17 protein-coding genes are annotated in these 19,268 nt (G+C 66.7%); 15 read left to right on the forward strand and 2 right to left on the reverse strand.

The features are described 5' to 3' along the window. Positions 1 to 106 precede the first annotated feature (106 nt). The 5 genes from ACFQO7_RS02025 to ACFQO7_RS02045 are packed head-to-tail and all read left to right on the forward strand — an operon-like array spanning position 107 to position 7,151. Positions 107 to 1,576: a class I adenylate-forming enzyme family protein gene (locus ACFQO7_RS02025; RefSeq protein ID WP_376804724.1), complete on the forward strand. Its 1,470-nt coding sequence runs from the start codon at positions 107 to 109 to the stop codon at positions 1,574 to 1,576. Next, positions 1,573 to 4,440 carry a non-ribosomal peptide synthetase gene (locus ACFQO7_RS02030; protein ID WP_376804725.1) on the forward strand — a complete coding sequence of 956 codons (2,868 nt, stop codon included), beginning with the start codon at positions 1,573 to 1,575 and terminating at the stop codon, positions 4,438 to 4,440. Before ACFQO7_RS02025 ends, ACFQO7_RS02030 begins: the two co-directional genes overlap by 4 nt. Next, entirely contained in the window at positions 4,437 to 4,670 is a 234-nt protein-coding gene (locus tag ACFQO7_RS02035; protein WP_376804726.1) for an acyl carrier protein, read from the forward strand. The genes ACFQO7_RS02030 and ACFQO7_RS02035 overlap by 4 nt, the downstream gene beginning before the upstream one ends. Then, on the forward strand, positions 4,667 to 5,983 hold the full coding sequence (locus ACFQO7_RS02040) for a condensation domain-containing protein (RefSeq protein ID WP_376804727.1): 1,317 nt from the start codon (positions 4,667 to 4,669) through the stop codon (positions 5,981 to 5,983). Before ACFQO7_RS02035 ends, ACFQO7_RS02040 begins: the two co-directional genes overlap by 4 nt. Continuing rightward, on the forward strand, positions 5,976 to 7,151 hold the full coding sequence (locus ACFQO7_RS02045) for a macrolide family glycosyltransferase (RefSeq protein ID WP_376804728.1): 1,176 nt from the start codon (positions 5,976 to 5,978) through the stop codon (positions 7,149 to 7,151). Before ACFQO7_RS02040 ends, ACFQO7_RS02045 begins: the two co-directional genes overlap by 8 nt. A 257-nt stretch (positions 7,152 to 7,408) precedes the next feature. On the opposite strand, the gene ACFQO7_RS02050 is transcribed toward ACFQO7_RS02045, so the two are convergent. Next, positions 7,409 to 10,192, reverse strand: coding sequence for an NACHT domain-containing protein (locus ACFQO7_RS02050; RefSeq protein WP_376804729.1), 2,784 nt, complete (start codon positions 10,190 to 10,192; stop codon positions 7,409 to 7,411). 596 nt (positions 10,193 to 10,788) lie between these two features. Here ACFQO7_RS02050 and ACFQO7_RS02055 point away from each other — a divergent pair. After that, positions 10,789 to 11,358 (forward strand): GNAT family N-acetyltransferase, encoded by a 570-nt coding sequence (locus tag ACFQO7_RS02055; RefSeq protein ID WP_376804730.1) that lies wholly within the window; start codon positions 10,789 to 10,791, stop codon positions 11,356 to 11,358. Here the strand turns inward: ACFQO7_RS02055 and ACFQO7_RS02060 are convergent. Next, positions 11,355 to 12,929, reverse strand: a complete 1,575-nt coding sequence (locus tag ACFQO7_RS02060; protein ID WP_376804731.1) for a helix-turn-helix domain-containing protein — start codon at positions 12,927 to 12,929, stop codon at positions 11,355 to 11,357. The two genes, ACFQO7_RS02055 and ACFQO7_RS02060, sit on opposite strands and share 4 nt — an antisense overlap. A gap of 266 nt (positions 12,930 to 13,195) precedes the next feature. Here ACFQO7_RS02060 and ACFQO7_RS02065 point away from each other — a divergent pair, with 266 nt between their 5' ends. The 9 genes from ACFQO7_RS02065 (at position 13,196) to ACFQO7_RS02105 (ending at position 19,220) form a co-directional block, all read left to right on the forward strand. After that, positions 13,196 to 13,429 (forward strand): hypothetical protein, encoded by a 234-nt coding sequence (locus tag ACFQO7_RS02065; protein ID WP_376804732.1) that lies wholly within the window; start codon positions 13,196 to 13,198, stop codon positions 13,427 to 13,429. Next, positions 13,426 to 13,623 carry a hypothetical protein gene (locus tag ACFQO7_RS02070; RefSeq protein ID WP_376804733.1) on the forward strand — a complete coding sequence of 66 codons (198 nt, stop codon included), beginning with the start codon at positions 13,426 to 13,428 and terminating at the stop codon, positions 13,621 to 13,623. The genes ACFQO7_RS02065 and ACFQO7_RS02070 overlap by 4 nt, the downstream gene beginning before the upstream one ends. Then, positions 13,620 to 13,922 carry a hypothetical protein gene (locus ACFQO7_RS02075; RefSeq protein WP_376804734.1) on the forward strand — a complete coding sequence of 101 codons (303 nt, stop codon included), beginning with the start codon at positions 13,620 to 13,622 and terminating at the stop codon, positions 13,920 to 13,922. The genes ACFQO7_RS02070 and ACFQO7_RS02075 overlap by 4 nt, the downstream gene beginning before the upstream one ends. Then, positions 13,919 to 14,194 (forward strand): hypothetical protein, encoded by a 276-nt coding sequence (locus tag ACFQO7_RS02080; RefSeq protein WP_376804735.1) that lies wholly within the window; start codon positions 13,919 to 13,921, stop codon positions 14,192 to 14,194. The genes ACFQO7_RS02075 and ACFQO7_RS02080 overlap by 4 nt, the downstream gene beginning before the upstream one ends. A gap of 97 nt (positions 14,195 to 14,291) precedes the next feature. Then, on the forward strand, positions 14,292 to 15,131 hold the full coding sequence (locus ACFQO7_RS02085; RefSeq protein WP_376804736.1) for a radical SAM protein: 840 nt from the start codon (positions 14,292 to 14,294) through the stop codon (positions 15,129 to 15,131). Beyond that, the gene (locus tag ACFQO7_RS02090; RefSeq protein ID WP_376804737.1) at positions 15,128 to 16,165 is read left to right on the forward strand and encodes a mevalonate kinase family protein; all 1,038 of its coding nucleotides are present in this window, start codon (positions 15,128 to 15,130) and stop codon (positions 16,163 to 16,165) included. Before ACFQO7_RS02085 ends, ACFQO7_RS02090 begins: the two co-directional genes overlap by 4 nt. Continuing rightward, positions 16,162 to 17,535, forward strand: coding sequence for a phosphomannomutase/phosphoglucomutase (locus ACFQO7_RS02095; RefSeq protein WP_376804738.1), 1,374 nt, complete (start codon positions 16,162 to 16,164; stop codon positions 17,533 to 17,535). Before ACFQO7_RS02090 ends, ACFQO7_RS02095 begins: the two co-directional genes overlap by 4 nt. Positions 17,536 to 17,669: 134 nt before the next feature. Continuing rightward, positions 17,670 to 18,479: a protein kinase family protein gene (locus ACFQO7_RS02100; protein ID WP_376804739.1), complete on the forward strand. Its 810-nt coding sequence runs from the start codon at positions 17,670 to 17,672 to the stop codon at positions 18,477 to 18,479. Positions 18,480 to 18,617: 138 nt separating this feature from the next. Continuing rightward, positions 18,618 to 19,220: a pentapeptide repeat-containing protein gene (locus ACFQO7_RS02105; RefSeq protein WP_376804740.1), complete on the forward strand. Its 603-nt coding sequence runs from the start codon at positions 18,618 to 18,620 to the stop codon at positions 19,218 to 19,220. Positions 19,221 to 19,268: the final 48 nt, after the last annotated feature.

A 19,268-nucleotide genomic window follows, 5' to 3' on the forward strand; every position in this document is an offset into this window, starting at 1 on the left:
CCGTTCGGCCGATCCCTGCCCGCCGCCCCCGGATGCAGACTCGGGTCGATACATGCGGGCGAGATGCCGATCCCCGCTTCCAGGTCGCGTTAGGAGACGTTCTCCCATGCCCGGGATCGGCGAACCCCCGCTTCAACCGTGTCGGACAGTCCCCGGGCTGCTCGCGTGGCGGCGTGCGCGCAACCCCGCCGACGTCGCCATCGAGGTCGCGGGCGTCGACACGCTGACCTTCGAGCAGTGGGACCGTGACGCCTCCGCGCTCGCCTCGGCGCTGCGCGGCCAGGGCGTCACCCCGGGTGCGGCCGTCGGGCTGGTCTTCGCCGGGCGCGACTGGACCGGCTTCGCCGTGGCGTACTGCGGCGTGCAGCGCGCGGGGGCCGTCGCCGTGCCGCTGCCCGACCAGCTGCCGCCGGCCCGGCTGTCCCAGCTGCTCGCGGCCTGCGGAGCCGACCTCGTCATCAGCGGCCGCGCGGAGGTGGACGCACTGGTCGAGGCGGGCGCACCGGACCCGGCCGACGACGCCCGCCCCGAGGGGATCGCCCAGATCCTGTTCACCTCGGGCACCTCCGGGCGGCCCAAGGCGGTCGCCGCCACCCACGCCAACCTCGCCGACGGCGTACCGGCGCACCCGAAGCGCCTGGCGCTGGCCCACTCCCGGCGCTTCCTGCACGCCTTCCCGATCGGCACCAACGCCGCGCAGACGATGCTGGTCAACGCCCTGACCGCGCGCCCCTCGGCGCTGACTTTGCCGCGGTTCACGCCCCGCCGGTTCGCCCAGCGGCTGACCGAGGTCGGCACCGTGTTCCTGGTGCCCGCGACCGCGATCGAGCTGCTCGACTCCGGCGCGCTGGACGGCCTCGACCTGTCCGGGGTGAACCTGGTCGGCTCGACCGCCGCGCCACTGCCGCCCGCCGTCGCCCTGCGGCTGAGCAGGGCGTTCCCGAGCGCCGCGATCGTCAACCACTACACGTCCACCGAGGCGGCTCCCGCCCATACCAACATGATCTTCGACCCGGCGCACTCCGACGCGGTCGGCCGGGTGACCACCGGCGCGGTGCGGATCACCGACGCCGACGGCAGGCCGCTGCCCGACGGCGAGGTCGGCCACGTGTGGCTGCGCTCGCCGCACGCCCGCCGCTACCTCGGCGACGACGACGCCACCCGGGACACGTTCCAGGACGGCTGGGTCCGGATGGGCGACCTGGGCCGGTTGCAGGGCGGACACCTGTTCCTGTCCGACCGCGACAGCGACGTGGTCAAGTCGGGCGCGTACAAGATTTCCACGCTGGAGGTGGAGGCCGCCCTGCACGAGCACCCCGCCGTGGCCGCGGCCGCGGTGGTCGGGGTTCCGCACCCGGTGCTCGGCGCGCGCCTCGCGGCAGCGATCGTGGCCCGGCCCGACGCGGGCGAGGTCGGCCTGCCCGGCATCCGCGCGTTCCTCGCCGAACGGCTCGCCGACCACCAGCTGCCCGGCGACCTGCTCGTGCTCGATCAACTCCCGCGCAACGACGCGGGCAAGGTCCTCAAACGACAGCTGGTGAAACTCTTCCCAGCCGGCACCGGAGGTGGCGCGTGAATCCGATCAGCCACGGCGTGTGGTTCACCGAACAGGCGGCGGTGGCGGGCACCGCGTACCACATGGCGCTCGGGGTCTGGTTCGACGGCGAGCTGGACCGGCATGCCCTCGGCGAGGCCTGCGCCGCCGTCGTGACGAGGCACCCGAGCCTGGCCTGCGCGGTCGTCCTCGACGGCGACCTGCCCCGGCTGGTCCCCGCCGCCGAGAAGATCACCCTGACCGACGCGCCGCACAGCGACGCGCGGGTGCGCGAGGAGATCGCCCGGCCGTACGACCTGAGCCGCGGCCCCCTGGCCCGGTTCACGCTGCTGCGTGAGTCGGCCACCCGCCACCTGCTCCTGTTCACCGCCCACCACCTCGTCTTCGATGGCATGTCCAAGGATCTACTGCTCCAAGACCTCGCCGCCGCCTACCGCCGAGCGGACCTGACGCCGCTGCCCGACACGGGCGTCGCCGAACCCGGCGAGCAGGCCGTGGAAGCCGCCCGCGCCTACTGGGCCGACCACTGGACCGGCGTCGGCGACGCCGTGCTGCCCGACCTGACCGGCACCCCGGCCGCCGCCGAACCGGGCCACACCGTCGAACTTGCCGTGCCGCCCGTCGACGTCCCCGGCCTCACCCGGTTCGAGGTGCTGCTCGCCGCGATCCACGTGCTGCTGGCGCGGTACGGCAACACCGGCCTCCCCGTCGCCGTGGGACTGTCCACGCGCGACGAGCACACTGCCGCACGCATCGGGCTGCACGTCAACGAGCTGCCGATCGGAGTGGCCCCGGCCCGCGGCCGGTTCCGGGAGTACGCCCACGACCTGCGCTCGCGGCTGCGTGAGCTCTACCGGCACCGCACCGTGCCCCTGGCCCAGGTCGTCGGCGGCCTGCGGGCCGCGCCGTCGCTGACCACGGTGTCGGTAGGCTACCGGCGGCGCGGCCCCGCCCCGGCCTTCCCCGGCCTGTCCACGGACGTGCTGTGGTCGCTGTTCCACGGCGCGGCGCGCAACGCCCTGCACCTGCAGATCGTCGACGGACCCGACGGCGACCTCGCGGTGAGCCTGCAGCACAGCCCCGCCCACCTGCCGACCGCCGCCGTACACCGGATCGGCCAGCACCTGCGCACCGTGCTCGCCGCCGTCACCGCCGACCCGGACACCGACGTCGCGGCCATGACGGTCATGCCGGACGAGGAAATCGCCGCCGTCCTGCACGGCTGGAACGACACCGCCCGCGAGCAGCGCGGCACCGTGGCCCAGCTGTTCGCCACCCAGGCCCGGCTGCGCCCGCAGGACGTCGCGGTCGTCGACGGCGACCACCGGCTCACCTACGCCGAACTGGACTCCGCCGCCGCCGAGCTGGCGACCCGGCTGCCGGGTCCGGGCGCGCTCGTCGCGATCCGGCTGCCCCGAGGCCGGCAGGCGCTGGTGGCGATGCTGGCCGTGATGCGCGCCGGGTCCGCGTACGTGCCGATCGACCCGGCCTATCCGGTGGCCCGGCAGGAGCTGATCCTCGCCGACGCCCAGCCCGCACTGGTCCTCGACGACATCGACGCCGTCCCGGCCGCGTCGGCGGGCGGCGAGGTTCCGGAGGGCACCGCGTACGTCATGTACACCTCCGGCACCACAGGCCGCCCCAAAGGTGTGGTCGTGCCGCACACCGCCCTGGCCAACCTGCTGCTCGGCATGGCCGAGACGGTCGGCAGCAGGCCGGGGGACCGGTGGCTCGGGCTCACCCCGCTGTCGTTCGACATCTCCGGCCTGGAACTGTTCCTGCCGCTGGTCACCGGCGGCCGCCTGGTCATCGCGGGGGAGCCCGGCAACCTGGACGGCCGGGCCGTCAACGCGCTGATCGAACGCGAAGCCGTCACCCACGTGCAGGCCACCCCGTCGGGCTGGCAGGTGCTGCTGGAGGCCGGCTTCGACGGCCGGTCCACGGGCACCGCCCTCGCCGGCGGCGAGTACCTCCCGCTCGACCTGGCCAGGAAATTGCGCGCCCGGGTGGCCCGGCTCGTCAACGTGTACGGCCCGACCGAGACCACCATCTGGTCGACCGCCGAGGAGATCCCCGCCGAACCCGACACCGTCACCATCGGCCGCCCGATCGCCAACACCCGCACCTACATCCTCGACGACGACGGACGCCCACTGCCCATCGGCGTATGGGGCGAGCTGTGCATCGGCGGCCACGGCGTGGCCGACGGCTACCTGCGCCGCCCGGACCTCACCGAGCAGCGCTTCCGCCCCGATCCGTTCGGCGGCGGGCGGCTCTACCGCACCGGCGACCGGTGCCGCTGGACCGCAGACGGCCGCATCGCCTTCGGCGGGCGCAACGACAGCCAGGTCAAGATACGCGGACACCGGATCGAGCTGGAGGAGATCGAGACCCACCTGCGCGAGCACCCCGGCGTCGCCCAGGCGGCCGTCACGCTGCGCGGCGGCGAACTGGCCGCCTACCTCGTGCCCCGCGGCGACGCCCCCGACGCCGCCGACCTGCGCCGCCACCTCGCGACCCGGCTGCCCGCCGCGACCGTGCCGACCTTGTGGACGGTGCTCACCGGGCTGCCGGTAACGCCCAGCGGCAAGCTCGACCGGGCCGCGCTGCCCGAACCGGCCCCGGTCCGCGCCCCGGCAGCTGTGCCTGCCGAAGGCGGTTCCGACGAACTCGTCGAGGTGCTGCGCGGCATCTGGCAGGACGTGCTCGGTGTCGACGACATCGGCGTCGACGAGGACCTGTTCGACCTCGGCGGGCACTCGCTGACCATCACCCGGATCAACGTGCGCATCATGCAGCAGCTCGGCCAGGACGTGCCGCTGGAGGTCTTCTTCGACACGCCGACCATCGCCGACATCGCCGCGTACCTGCGGGAGCAGTCGTGAGCGGCGAGCTGAGCGGGCGGCTGGCCACGCTCGTCCAGGACGTCACCGGCGGGTCGGTCAGCGCGGGCCAGGCCCTGACCGGCGGTTCGCTGCGCGCCCTGGGCCTGGACTCGCTCGGTGCGCTGCGGCTCATCGACGCCATCGACCTCGAATTCGGCGTCGAGATCGACCTCGGGCCCGGATCGGACACCCTCGACGCGATCACCAGAATGGTGGCTGACCGGCTATGAGACACCTGCCGCTGTCCGCGCTGCAACAGCGCTTCTGGTACCTGTGCACGGCATACCCGGGGGACGCGTCGCCGATCCTGGTGCTCAACTGGCGGCTGCGCGGGCCGCTCGACGTGCCCGCCTGGCAGGCGGCCGTGAGCGCGGTCGTCGACCGGCACGAGAGCCTGCGCACCGGCTTCGTGCTCCGCGACGGCGAACCCGTCCAGGTGGTCCTACCGCCCGCCGGGATCGACACCGAGGTCATCGACCTTCGCGGGCTCCCGGAGGACGAGCGGGAAGGCCGCGCGGCCGAGCTGCTGTCGGGCCGTACCCACCGGCTGCTCGATCTCACCGCGGACCCGCTGGTCGGCTCGTGCCTGCTGCGGCTGGCCGACGACCACCACGTCTGGTGCTTCACCATGCACCACCTGCTCGCCGACGGGGCGTCGCTGCGCATCGTCGGCCGCGAGATCCGGGCCGGTTTCGTCGCCGCGCTCGACGGGGCCAAACCCGACCTGCCCGACCTGGAGCTGCAGTACGGCGACTTCGCGCTGTGGCAGGCCGAGCAGGACCAGGCGGGCGACCTGGCGTACTGGCGCGAGCGCCTCGCCGGGGCACCGCAGCTGCAACTGCCGACCGACCTGCCGCGTCCGGCCGAGAAGTCCGCGCACAGTGCTGAGCACCTTCATCAGATGAGCCAGGAGCTGGGCGCAAAGGTCGTCGAGCTGTCCCGCGCCGCTCGCTGCACGCCGTTCATGGTGCTGCTGGCCGCGTTGCAGGTGCTGCTGGGCGAGCGCAGCGGTCAGGACGACTTCTGCGTCGGCACCCCCGTCGCCGGGCGGGTGCGTGCCGAGTTCGAGCCGGTCGTGGGGCTGTTCGCCAACACCCTTGCGCTGCGGGCCGACCTGACCGGTGACCCGACCTTTACTGACCTGCTCAGACGTACGCGGACGACGGTCATCGGCGGGTTGCAGCGGCAGTCGGCGCCGCTCGGGCGGGTCATCGCGGCGCTCGGTGTGCCCCGTGAGCCGGGGCGGACCCAGCTGTTCGACGTGGTGTTCAGCATGCGTAACGACACCCCGGCCGCGTTGTCCCGGCTCGGGCCGGTCGAGGTCGAGGGGTTCCCGCACGGGCACGCCAAGGTGCTGCACGATCTCGTGTTCGACATCTGGCGGCTTGACGAGACGGGGATGCGCGCGGGGATCCGGTACGACACGGCGCTGTTCCGGCCGGACACCGTCGAGGCGATGGCCCGGCGGTATGAGCAGATTCTGTCCGCCGTGGTCGCCCGGCCGGGCGACCGCCTGTCCGAGCTGGTGGTGTCCCGTGGGTAGACACATCGCGTTCTTCAACATTCCGGCCATCGGGCACCTGTTTCCGACGCTGCCGGTGGTGGAGGAGCTGACCCGGCGCGGGCACCGGGTGACGTACTGCACGACCGAGGAGCGCCGGCCGGTGGTCGAGGCGGCAGGGGCTGTCGTGCGGCCGTATCGGTCGCTGCGGCCGCTGGACCACGACCCGACGCTGTGCGCGCCGGCCCGGGACGGGTACATCAGTCAGACGCTGCTGGCGTTCCTTGAAGAGGCCGAGGCGACGTACGCCCAGCTCGCGCCGCTGTACCGGGACGACCGGCCTGATCTGGTGGTCTTCGATCGGATGGCGTTCGCGGGGCGGGTGCTCGCCGCTCGGTTGGACGTGCCGACCGTGCAGCTGTGGCCGATGCTGGTGTCCAACGAGCACTGGTCGATGGGCCAGGCTCTGGCCGCGTTCGATCCCGCGGACCCGGTCCTCGGGATCTACCAGTCCCGGCTGGAGTCGTTCCTGGCCGAGCACTGCCCGGTCCTGGACCCGGCACAGTTTCTCAGCCCGCAGCCCGAGGCACACCTGGCGTTCTACCCGCGCTCGTTCCAGTATGCGGGGGAGCTGTTCGGGCCTGGGTACCGGTTCGTCGGGCCGTGCCTGCGGCGTACACCGCTGCGGTGGCGGCCGCCCCGCGACCGGGACGTGCTGCTGGTGACGCTCGGCACCGTCTACAACAACCGGCCCGACTTTTACCGGCACTGCGTCGAGGCGTTCGGCGGCACCGACTGGCATGTGGTGCTCGGGGTCGGGGAGCGCATCGATCTCGGGGCGCTGGGCCGGGTGCCGGGCAACGTCGAGGTGCGGCGGTTCGTGCCGCAGCTCGACGTGCTTGCCCATGCCACGGCCATGATCTGCCACGGCGGCATGGGCGGGGTCATGGAGGCGATGAGCCACGGCGTGCCCGTGCTCGCCGCGCCGCAGACGCTGGAGCAGGAGGCAAACGCGCTGCGGGTGGAACAGCTCGGGCTCGGCACCCGGTTCTCAGCCGAGCACACCCATCCCGGCGCGCTCCGGACTGCAGTCGAACTCATGGTCAAGGACCCTGCGGTCATGGACGGGGTTGACCATATGCGCCGTGCGATCGTGGCCGGTGGGGGCACGGGTCGCGCCGCCACCGTCATCGAGCAATGCTTGCTATGACCGTTGGACTTTGAGCGGCAGGATACAACCTCCATTCACATACATTGCCAAGCCTTCTGGGGTTGTAATCCCATGCCCAAGCCGCGATTGCCATCTCGCTGAATCCTGCTTGAGCCCCGGGAATCAATCTTGCGGCCGCTCCAACCTGGTCGTTGCCCGATGGGATCAGGCTCGGACTAAAGTTTCTCTTCACTTGCTGGTACGGAAAGTATGGTGAGTCTAGGTACGAACGCCACCTCTTCAATCGCGATATTCAATTAATTCTGGAACCACTCTATGAGCCTATGGTGAGCTTCTTTTGGTAGATTCCACTCATTGATCAGCTCTATTGCGGCCAATGTGCCAAACTCAGTCCTCGCAAGTGCGTACCTCATGAATCGATCGGCAGTAGTCGTGCCAAAATCCGCTCTTTCCAAACCGCGAAGAGTGGGAGTTAACAATAGTAGAGCTGAGCCACGCGCATAAGGGTCAAGATCGCAAATGGAGGCTACAGTGACTCGCCCGACCAGATTGTGCCATTCCGTGCTACGGAACTGAATATGCGCGGGCAACACATGGCCAGCGATGGCGCGGTACAGGTTCACTAGCTGTTGCTCCACATGTGACCTGATTAGAGGCGTTACATCTCCGCCCCATAATGCAGTGAGAGTCCCCTCTGCGATTGACATCCATCGGGTATCGCATACTGTTGTTGATTCGTAAAGAAATCTATAGCCAAACTCTGAAATGTCATCCTCGTTCGGTGAGTTGATTAGCCTTTCCCAATCGCTCACCGCAGTAGGAATATTTCCGTTGTCCTGGGTTTCGAGGTCGGCTTCGACTAAGTGTCGCACGCTTCCCGCTGTAGCAAACCATCCGGAACTTTTCCGGAGGAAAAAATAGACGAGTGGCACCGATGAGGATGCGGGACTATCCTGAGCCAGCTCCGCCAATAGAGCGCTCATCGCTCTAGAAATGCGTCCAGCATTCTCGGGAGCACGTATCTTCAGTAATACCGTGAGGGCATCGTCTATCGAGACGGCATCGAATTCGCCAGGCTTAGTAATAAACCGACGCGATGACGAGGATATCGAAATAGGTCCATGGAGTACGTCCGATACTACGCGTTTGAGAACGTCGTTACTCGGTGATATGGTGTCCAATGTCCGTGCGGCAAATGTGAGTAGACTTAGCTGCTCCCCTGGCGACGCAGCCTTAGCGTCGTCGAGAATGAGCGTCAAAGCAATATCTCCACCGTCTTGGTAGTCGCGATCGAGAATTTGAATTGCAAGTTGTGAGACGATGAACCACTGCGCGTTGTTGCTATATGGCCTTAATTTGTGCCAAACTGCCGCCGGCTCAGGCTTCTGCTTCACCAGTTGTGCTGCGGCGAAGTATTCGAGGAAGGTTCTGTGAACGAAGCCATACTGTGCCTCAAGGCGCGTTGATCCGACATCCGTCAGAACCCAAGCGCGTCCTGCGCAGTATTCGAGAAAGTCGGATGCGGCTTGTTGGGCCTCTTCGGACGTGTCGTACCTCTTCGAGAGGACAGAAGTGGCTAGAAATTCTACGAGCGCAGATTTACCCAGAGACTGCTGTCCGCTGGCATCTGTGAACAGACGCCAAGCAAGTTGCTGGACTGCTGGTTTCACGTACGGTCGGAAGTCCTGTATCACATCGATACCCCGCGACCGGTCCCAGCGGTCAAACAAAATTTCAGCACATCGCTCGTATACACCCGGGCGGTTGCGGGGAATGAAGCGTTCGGAGACGTATAATACGCAAAGCAATGAAAGCATCAATGGATTGGCGCGGAGGTCTGATGCGCTGGCGCTCTCCTGCATAAAGGCTTTGTACAGTGTTTCCTGCTGCTCGGCCGTAAGGGATTCGTTTAGCCGAAACCACGCGTGTGCATACGCCGAAACCTGTTTGGCGTCGAAGCTTTCGACCATGGCGATAGGAAACAGATCCTTATCCAGTGGCGCATCCTGATATCCGACAACTCGCGACGTTACAACGATAGTTGCCAGGGGAAAGAGCTGAGAGAATGCATCAACCATCTGCGCGAATCGAACACGAAAATGGCTGTCACCTAATTCGTCGACACCGTCTATTACAACGACCGCAAGGCCGTTGAGTAGAAGGTATTCAAGTGCGTCCGGAGGCGGCACAACGCCGTATGGACGCTTGCAGGATGCGACTAGGTAATGTAGCAGCGTCTCGTGAGCAGAGATTAAGTCCGATGTGTGATCGCGAACAACGAGCAGGATGGAAACTTTCCCTTTAAGGCTGGGAATCTTGTCGGAAGCTACATCATAGACGAGTTTGGCGGCAAGCGTCGACTTTCCTGCGCCTGGATCGCCCACAATTACACATCTCAGGCGTTGGCTCACGAGAAGTCCTGCATCCACGCTCTGTCCAGTTGTTTTGTCGCGGAGTGATGGCTGAACGTATAACTGGGAGTAGTTCACGGCTCGCGACTCCACCACGTTGGGCAGGCGTAGCTTTCCGTGTAGGGCTCTGCACTGACTTCTTGGCTTTGTGCAAAAGCGGAAGATGTCAGACAGCGAGTCGATTCTTTTCAGCAGGTCACTATTCCGCGCGCTCGCGGCTGCCATCTGAGCGCCGAGGATTGCTGCATGGTGCTGATCTACACTGTCGGGCGCTGACAATCGGACGGCATGAACGGCGCTAAGGAGTAGGTCAAGCGTGACGTCCGTGGCCTGCACTAAATCCGCGCCTGCAAAAATGCCCTCGTGTTGAAGCGAGTAATAAACCTGTTCGCGAATCAAGAGCAGTTCGCTTTCCTTGTGCCCCGTAGCTGCGCATACGTATGCTTGGAGCATAAGATGTGAGAACTGCTGCGATTTTAGAAAGCTCTCCAACTTCATAAGCTGCTGAACATTGAGGCGTTCGACAAAACGCTCGGCACCGTCTGCAACGAGGACCGACGTCGCGGCTTTGATAAGCTTTCGTTCATTGGCGACTGCTTGAAGCTTTTTGCCGATAAGAGGGAGCACCTGCGCTGCAGCGCGGACAGCCTGGTTCAGTATCGGTTCCATCGCGGCGGCCTCCTATGGCGAAATTCAAGAGTCATTTTGCCTTGGACAGCTTCAGGAAACCATGCACGTTCCGGGGGACCACTCGGGGACCACGCGTCTTGCACTTCATGTCCGTACAGGCCCACTTTCGGGATCTGGTCACGACGTTATCGCTGCTGATGTGCGTGGACGCTTCGTCACCCGTCCTGGGGGTCAAGGGGTCGTCGGTTCGAATCCGGCCAGCCCGACAGGGCAAATATGCAGATCAGAAGGCTGATCCCAACCTTGGGATCAGCCTTCTTCGCTTCCCAGAGGCCAGTTGGTCAAGTGCGTTTGGCTGGAAGCGCATCTTGACCACTGGTCAAGATGCGGGGCCCGTGCTGCCATGAGAGGCGCGGATCGAACCTCCATTGATGTGCTAGTTTGGCCCATATCCGACCGATATAGGCGTAGCCCAATGGCAGGCATCGACCGATGTCGTCGTTCCAGGGCGCCTATTGATCCGGGCGGAGAGGGCTGACAGTCGGATGCCACCTCGTGAACCTGGTCGATAACTCCTCGTCCGATTGAGCTCGGGCGCTTCTGCGACCCCGGCGCTGATCTCATATGCTGGGCGCGTGAATGACGTTGCGGTCTTGTTGGCTGACGCTGCGCGCGGTCGGGAGTTGATCGATTCGATCTGTAACGTGTACGACGAGGTCTTCTCCGCACCGCCGTTCTTCTGGCGTGATGACGAGTCCCAACTCCACCGGGATCGGCTGGAGAGCCTACTTGACGACCCGACGTTTGGCCTGGCTACCGCGACGGTAGCGGGCGACTTGGTCGGCTTCGCGTATGGTTTCACGATCCCCGCGGACACGCAGCGGTGGCAGCGGTTGAAGGAAGATGTCGATCCTGAGACTGCACGGGAGTGGCCGGGACGCACCTTCCTGCTGTTCGACTATGCGGTGCGTTCACCGTTGCGCGGCCGGGGCATCGGCAAGGCTTTGCATGATCTTCTGCTGTCGAGTCGTTCTGAGGAGCGGGCGACGCTGACTGTCCAGCCGGCTGCCGTGGACACCAAGAGAATCTATGAGCGGTGGGGCTGGCGGATGGTCGGCCAGGTGGAAGGCGGTCCGACCGCCGCCGCACCGCTCTTCGACTGCTACCTGCGCGATGGCCTCACGGACCTGCGGAGAGCCGGCTAGCCTGCCAGCCCGTACGTGATCATCTGTTCGGACACGTCGCGCACCTCGGGGATGTGTGGCCACTTTGCCAGCTCCTTGGTGCCACGTCGTAGGCGATCGATCAAGCGGGCTGATCGGTTGTGGCCTGCGAGCTGCACGGCGACTCCGATGGCTTGTGCTGCTTGCGCGATGTCCGGCTTGGCTGCCCGCATGCGGCATACTCCGAGCCGCAGCGAGGTGAGTGCGAGGTTGCGGACGAACGCGGGATCGATGTTCTCAAGGGCGTGCTCTGCGATTGTCGCTCCCCGTTCGGGCTGGCCGAGGTAGAGGTAGCAGGTGCTCTCAGTGCTGGCGAGCTGGCCAGCGTTGTAGAAGTACACCAGCCCGGTGGGGCTTCCTGCAGAGCTGGTGATGAGTGCTCGGGCGGAGTTGACCGCGCTGAGCGCCGCGTTGTGCTGGTTGTCCATGGCGTAGGCGCGGGCAGCGACGTCGAACGCGTACGCCTTGAGGTGGTCGTCGTCGGTGCGCATCGCCCATCCGCCGGCGGCGAGCGCGTGGTCGATTCCGGTTCGCGGCTGGCCTCGCCAGGTCGCCAGGTGGCTCATGTTGCACAGCACCAGCGCGCCGAGTTCAGTGTTGTGCGCCTCGTGTGCGGCCGTGCGAGCCTGCTCGAAATACGTGTTCGCGGTCTCGTAGTCGTTGAGGTCGAAGCAGAGCCAGCCCGCGAAGCGCAGAAGGTTGGCGTACAGCGACAGCAGCCGGTCACGGGCGGCGCCGCGGGCAGCGGGCAGGAGGCCTCGCACCAGGTTGCGCTGCGCGAGCGTGGTCTCCATCGCCGCTGTCGGGCCGAGGGCGTCGTCTTGGCGCATGCAACGCCAGAGGACGGCCTCGATGTGGTCGATGGTCTGGGAATCGACTCGGGACGGCGACGCGAACACCGCGATGGTCCGTTCTCGTTCGTCAAGGTCCAGCCCGGCGAGAACCGGGGCTGCGGCGGCGGCAGCGGCGGCGAAGCTGAGCCACTGCAAGACATCGCGACGTTGCATTCGTTGTGCCCACTCGATGAGTTCGTGTACGAGCCGCTGGTAGTCGACCTCGTTGGCGACCAGGTGAGGGCCAGATGACGTGAGGAAAGCGTCCACCCGGCCGACGATGTCGGTGGGCTGAACGCGCAGGGTGCGCTCAGCGACGGCAACCGCCGTGCCGACCGGTTCACTGCTGGCGGCGCTCACCGCGTCGTCGGCCGTGAAGTCATCGCCGTCGAGCAGGTCGGCGGCGCTGCACTGGTAGATCCGGGCCAGCCGGTTGAGGTCATCGATCGATGGCGGCCGGCCACTGGCAGAAGGCCAGGCCTCCCAGTAGGAGACCTGCTTGTGGGTCAACGGCCGGTCCGAGGGCCACAGCAGGTTCCATTGTTCGGCGACCTGCTGCTGAGTCATGCCGACAGCGTTGCGGAACGCCACACGCGAGTTGACGTTGAAGCGTGCGCGCACGACGGCGGCGACCCGGACGACCGGCGTTCCCCGCCCGGTTAGCTCAGCGCGTAGCGCCGCCAACTCTGCACGCCTACTGCGGTAAGCCGCCTTTGGCATGGTCGCTCCTTGCCCAGGCCGCCGAATGTGGACCGTGCGCATCGATCGTAGGTGGCCAGAAACGTGATCCGCATCCGTCGGAACCGATATTCCACGCTGGCGTGGAATTCCCGCCGCAAGTTCTGCGTGATCGTGGTGTTACTGCCCGTGATGGTCGAGAACCATCGTTGTGGGCCATCGATGGTTGGCCAATTGCCGCCTCGGCCGGGCGTGACATCGCCTCCGCCCGGCTGAGTGCGCAGCCTGATCAGTGAGACGGAGGACCGATGCGTGAGCACGCGCTGACAGCGCAGGAGTCGATCGACGCCAGGCTCGTGGCCGCTGAGCAGGTTGGTCGGGTGCACTGCCCGATCGCCTGGCCGCAGGGTGACCGCTGCCTCAACTGCCACCAACCCTTTCCCTGCTCCACCTACGGACGGGCGTTCGACGTGCTCGCCGATGCGGGCTGGAGTGCCGAGCGGATCAAAGCCCTGGATGTGAGGACGGGTCCATGGTCATGACGATCGAGACAGACAAGTCAGACGCCGACGAGACCGCGGACGCGCGACGAATTCTGCTGGTCCACCGCGCCGCCCCGGACGGGCTGTGCTCCGGCTGCCTGGAGTTCACCTGCACTTTTGCGCGGTTCCCGTGCACCCAGGCGACGTGGGCACAGAAGGTGACCGCCGGCACCGACGAAGGCGGCGAGTCATGAAGCACTTGCACGCGCCGATCCTGGCCGTCTACAGCGAACCACGTGCGCGCATCTACCGGGCCTTGCTGTCGGCCCCGGAGCGCGACTGGAGCGTCAGCGAACTGACCGCACGGTTGCCGGAGGTGTCGGTGGAGGCGGTCCGAACCACGCTTTACCTGCTACTCAGTGACCGTCTGGTGGTGCCGGTCGCCCATCAGCGGAGTTTGACGCTACGCCTCACCGAGACGGGTCGCTCGATCGTGTTGCAGATCGCCGCACGGTGGGAACACCCGATGCGCGACCGTGCGGGCCAATCTTGAGCACGGTTCGCGCGACGGTCGCAGCGGACGCGCTGCACGGCCCCGAGGCCGCACATCGGGTCATCGCCGAACATCTGCGCACTGACGGAGGCGGACGGTGCCTGGCCTGCCGGGAGCTGGAACCGTGCCGTCAGCGGGACACTGCGCACTCGGTGCTGTTCGGCCACGATAGGCAGCTGCCCCGTCGCCGTCCGCTGGAGCTGATCGGCGCCACCGGCGACTTCGCCACCCGCGATGTGGCTCCCTTCGACGCGTTCGGCGCTCGCTCATGAACCCCACGCTTCCGCCCACTGGCCGTAGGCCGGCAGGTAGCAGCGCCCGCCGAAGGGCGCATCGCCCACCACGTCCGCAATTACCGAGGAGACAGCCGTGACCCCTGACCTGCCCAGGTACATCGAGGTCGAGACCAGCCGCCGGTGCAACCGCACCTGCTCCTGGTGTCCCAACGGCGAGCATGACGCCCGCAAGATGCAGCAGCTGATGGACTGGGATCTGTTCACCCGGATCATCGAACAGCTCGCCGAGCATGACTATGGCGGCTACCTCGCGTTTCACAACTACAATGAGCCGCTGCTGTCGCCGCGCATCATTCGCGAGATCGAGCACGTACGTGCCGTCCTGCCGCGCGCCCGCCCAGCCATTTACACCAACGGCGACGTTCTCGACGCGGCGCTGTTCACCAGGCTGCTCGACGCCGGTGTCGCCTACTTGCGCGTCACCCGCTACCCCCGCCGCGCCGACATCCGGCCCACCTACGCCGGACTCCACGCGTACCTGCGGCGCAAGGGCCTGGCCGACCTCGTCACCTGGTCCTTCGAGCCGGTCCGTCAAGGTATCGCCGCCCGTTGGACCTCCGAGAAAGTGACCATCGAGGTCATCGGACCGAAGATCCTGGACACGTACAACAACCGAGGCGGATCGATCAAGCAGCTCCCGCTGCTGGTCAAACGACGTTCCGAACCGTGCCTGATGACCGCCACCTCCGCCGTCATCGACTACGCCGGCCGCATGAAGATGTGCTGCTGCGTCTACCCGGAGACCGACGACCACGAGCAGTACATCGTGGGCGACCTGTCCACCGACACCTTCGCCGAGCTGTGGGCCGGCCCGCAGATGAAGGCATGGCGCGACGCGCACGCCCGCGCCGACTGGTCCCTGTCGCCCGCGTGCACCTCGTGCACCCAGCCACTCCCGGAGACCCGGCGATGAAACAGAGAATCCTTCCCCACAGCGTCGCCGCGTCCGCCCCGGCACGCATCTGTCTCGCCGGAGAGAGCCTCGACTGGATGATCGACGGCCCCTCCGTGGTCGCCGCCGTCCCGCTGCGGACGACCGTGCGCATCACCCGAGGCGTGGGCGACACGGTGCGCCTGCAAGCAGCCGAACCGATCAACGCCACTCGTCACACCACGATCGGGGACCTCGGCCGCTACCGAGGTGACCCCATGGACCTGTTGCAAGCCACCGCCTATGTGCTTGCCGAAACCTGCGCGGCAGTGCTGCCCGGCAGTCAGATCGACTCCATCACCCGTGTGCCGGTCGGCGCAGGCGTGTCCAGCAGCGCTGCCGTCGCAGTCGCCGCGAGCGCCGCGCTGCTGCTCGCCGGGCAGAACATCATTCCGGCACCCCGTACGGTCGCCACCACCGCGCACGCAGCCGAGGCCATGCAACTGCATACCGGAGCCGGATGGATGGACTTCCTCGCCTGCGCCTACGGCGGCGTCAACCACCTCACCGGCGGCACCCCCGCCGCGATCCGGCCGCTGCGGGAGGAGATCGGATGTCCGATCATCCTCATCGACACCCTCGACCGCCGCGCTACCGCCCGCACACTGGTGGGCAAACACGAACGCTTCTACACCGGCGACGCCGACCTTCGTCACTATGCCGTCGTTGCCCCACGCATCGTGGCCGACCTGGCCGAACTCCTCGCCATGCCGGACGCCGACTACCCGGCCGTCGGGGAACTGCTGCAAGAAGCCCAAGCCCTCCTGCGCCAACGAGTGCGCTGCTCCACACCGATCATCGACGAATGCGTGGCTCGTGCTGTCAAGGCAGGTGCCTACGGAGCAAAGATCACCGGCTCGGGCCATGGTGGCTGCCTATTCGCACTCGCCCCGGTAGAGATGGTTCCTGCTGTTCGTGCCTCGCTGTCCGATCTGCCCGTTCGTGTCATGCTGTTCACGACCGGGGAACCCCATGGCGTCGTCATCCTGCCAGACCAGAGCGAGGAGCCCATATGACCGACCTAGCCAAGCTGATCAAAGCCTATGACGTGCGCGGCGTCGTCCCCGACGAGTTCAACGAGGACCTGGCCCGCCAGATCGGCGCGGCGTTCGCCCGGCTCGTCCAGGCGGAGGCGGTCATCGTCGTTCGCGACATGCGACCGTCGTCGGTGTCTTTGTCGGCCGCGTTCGCCGAGGGTGTCACCGCCCAAGGGCTTGACGTGATCGACGCAGGGTTGGGTTCAACCGATCTGTTGTACTTCGCTGCCGGGCATCTCAACCTGCCCGGCGCGGTGTTTACTGCCAGCCACAACCCCGCGCAGTACAACGGCATCAAGATGTGCCTGGCCGGCGCGGCACCGGTCGGGCAGGACACCGGCCTCCGTGACATCCGCCGCATGCTGGAGGAAGGTATCCCCGCCGGCCCCGTGCGCCGCGGTGAGGTCACCCACCGGGACCTGCTCGCCGAGTACTCCGTCTACCTGCGCTCCCTGGTTGACCTGAGTCGTATCCGGCCGTTGAAGGTGGTCGCCGATGCAGGCAACGGAATGGGTGGACACATGGTCCCAGCCGTGCTCGGTGACGCGATCCTGCCCGCCCTGCCGCTATCGATCGTCCCGATGTACTTCGAGTTGGACGGCACCTTCCCCAACCACGAGGCCAACCCTCTCGACCCGGCGAACCTCGTGGACCTGCAGAAGGCCGTGGTGGAGCACGGCGCGGACATCGGCCTAGCCTTCGACGGCGACGCCGACCGCTGCTTCGTGATCGACCAGAACGGCGACCCGGTGCCACCCTCGACGATCGTCGCCCTCATCGCCACCCGCGAACTCGCCAAGGCGCCCGGAGCGGCCGTCGTCTACAACGTGATCACCTCCAAGGCTGTGCCGGAGATCGTCACCGAACACGGCGGCATACCTGTGCGGGAACGGGTGGGGCACTCGTTCATGAAAGCGACGATGGCCAAACATGACGCGGTCTTCGGGGGCGAGCACTCCGGGCACTACTACTTCCGCGACTTCTGGCGTGCCGACACCGGCATGCTCGCGGCGATGCACGTTCTGGCGGCCCTTGGCGGGCAGGATCGGTCGCTCTCGGAGCTGACTGGCGGCTACTCGCGATACCACGCCTCCGGCGAGATCAACAGCGAAGTAGCGGACGTGGCAGCCACCATCGACGCCGTGACAGCCCACTTCGCAGGCAAGGGCATCTCCGTCGATCGAATCGACGGAGTCACCGTCGAACTGCCAGGCGGCTGGTTCAACCTGAGACCGTCGAACACCGAACCCGTACTGCGGCTCAACGTCGAAGCGGCTACCACCGGCGAAATGATTCGCATTCGGGACGAGGTCCTGTCCCTCGTCCGCGGCACGTCCTCATCTGCTTGACAGAGTGGAACGCGCCCTGCGGGCGCTACTACTCTCAGCGACCGTCGCCCGGCCGCCGAGCTGCGTTCTGTATGCGCAGCTCGGCGGCGTTCCGTTCGGCTACGTGACAAAGGTCCAGATGCCGCCCCGCCGATGTGGAGGAGACCATGAACCCGCGTGTGTCATGGCAGGATCTTCCCGCTGGCCTGCGCCGCCTGATCGAGGCCGAGGCGGGGGTCCTCGTCCGCGCCGAACACGTCGACACTGGGCACAACTGCCTGCTCGGCATGGTCCTGCACACAGCCCACGACCGCTACTTCCTCAAGGGCGTCCCCGCCGACCACAAGAGGGCCGTCTGGACCCAGAGCAACGAAGCCGCGATCAATCCCTACATCCGGCACCTGTCGGCCCCACTCGCCTTCCATGTCGCCGCCGACGGTTGGGACGTGCTCGGCTTCCAGTACCTCGACGGCCACCACGCGGACCTCAGCCCCGGCTCACCGGACCTTCCGAAGATCGCCACGAGCCTGCAGCTTCTCGCCTCGATCCCGGTTCCCCGCGGGCTGACGTTGCGCACCACCCAGGACCGCTGGCGCGACTACGCAGGTGACCACGCCCAACTGCTCGCCGGAACGGCCATCGCGCACACGGATCTGCACCGACACAACATCATGGTCGACGGGACCGCGAAGTTCGTGGACTGGTCCTGGCCGACACTGGCCGCGCCATGGTTCGACACTGCGTGCGTCGGCCTGCAGCTCGTCCAGGCCGGGCACACCCCGAAGGACGCCGAGCTGTGGTGCCAGCACTCGCCCGCCTTTGCGGCCGCCACCGACCAGGCGATATCTGCCTTCGTCGCCGCCGCCCGGAGCCTATGGGCGGAAATCAGCGCCGCCGACCCGCAGCGATGGAAGATCGAGGTTGCCAAGGCTGCCCGGATGTGGGCAGAGCACCGGGGCATGTGACGACCGAGAGCCGAAGCCGTGACCTTCTACCAGATCGGCGTCACCCTTGGTGTGCTTGTGCGAAGTCGGCGCGAACGACGACCGGTTGCCCGCGCGGACAAGGCGAGAGCCACGAAGCAACGCGATAGGTGATGTCTGATGGAGACCCGAACCCTGCGCCAGCTGTCCGTGATGCTTCCCGGCGCGGAACCGGACGAGCTCGACCTGGCTGACGAGCTGCCCCGCGACGGTGCCAACCTCATTGAGGTGCTGATCAGGGGAGAGGCCTGGGCCCGCGCTCAGCTCGGAGGAGTGGCAGTCTCGCGGTCCTGGTTCGTCGACGCCGATCTCACGTCCTCGCAGTTCGATCGGGTCACACTCGACCGCTGCCTGTTGAAGGGCTGCACGCTGGCCGGATCGCAGTGGACCGGAGTGACGTTCAAGAATGTCGTCCTGGAGAACTGCCGCCTCGATTACGCGACCTTCACCGGCCTACGGGCCACGGGCCCTGTCGCACTGATCGGATGTTCCGTCGTCCAAACCGAGTTCACCAGGTGCAAGCTCAACGTGCTCGTGTTCGACGAATGCCGGCTCACGTCGACCCGCTTCGAGGCGTGCGACATGCGTGGAGCGGACCTTCGCGGCAACGACCTTTCCACGGTCGGGGAAATCATGTCCCTGCGCGGCGCGATCGTCGCCGATGTCCAGTTGCCCGCGCTGACGGAGGCCCTGGTCAACGATCTTTCCCTGATCGTGCGATAACGCTCGTCTTCGACTCCTCAAACATCCGCAGCCCCGGTTCACCCAGTG

Origin of the sequence: Catellatospora aurea (assembly GCF_042663325.1) — a bacterium.
Lineage (GTDB): Bacteria > Actinomycetota > Actinomycetes > Mycobacteriales > Micromonosporaceae > Catellatospora > Catellatospora aurea.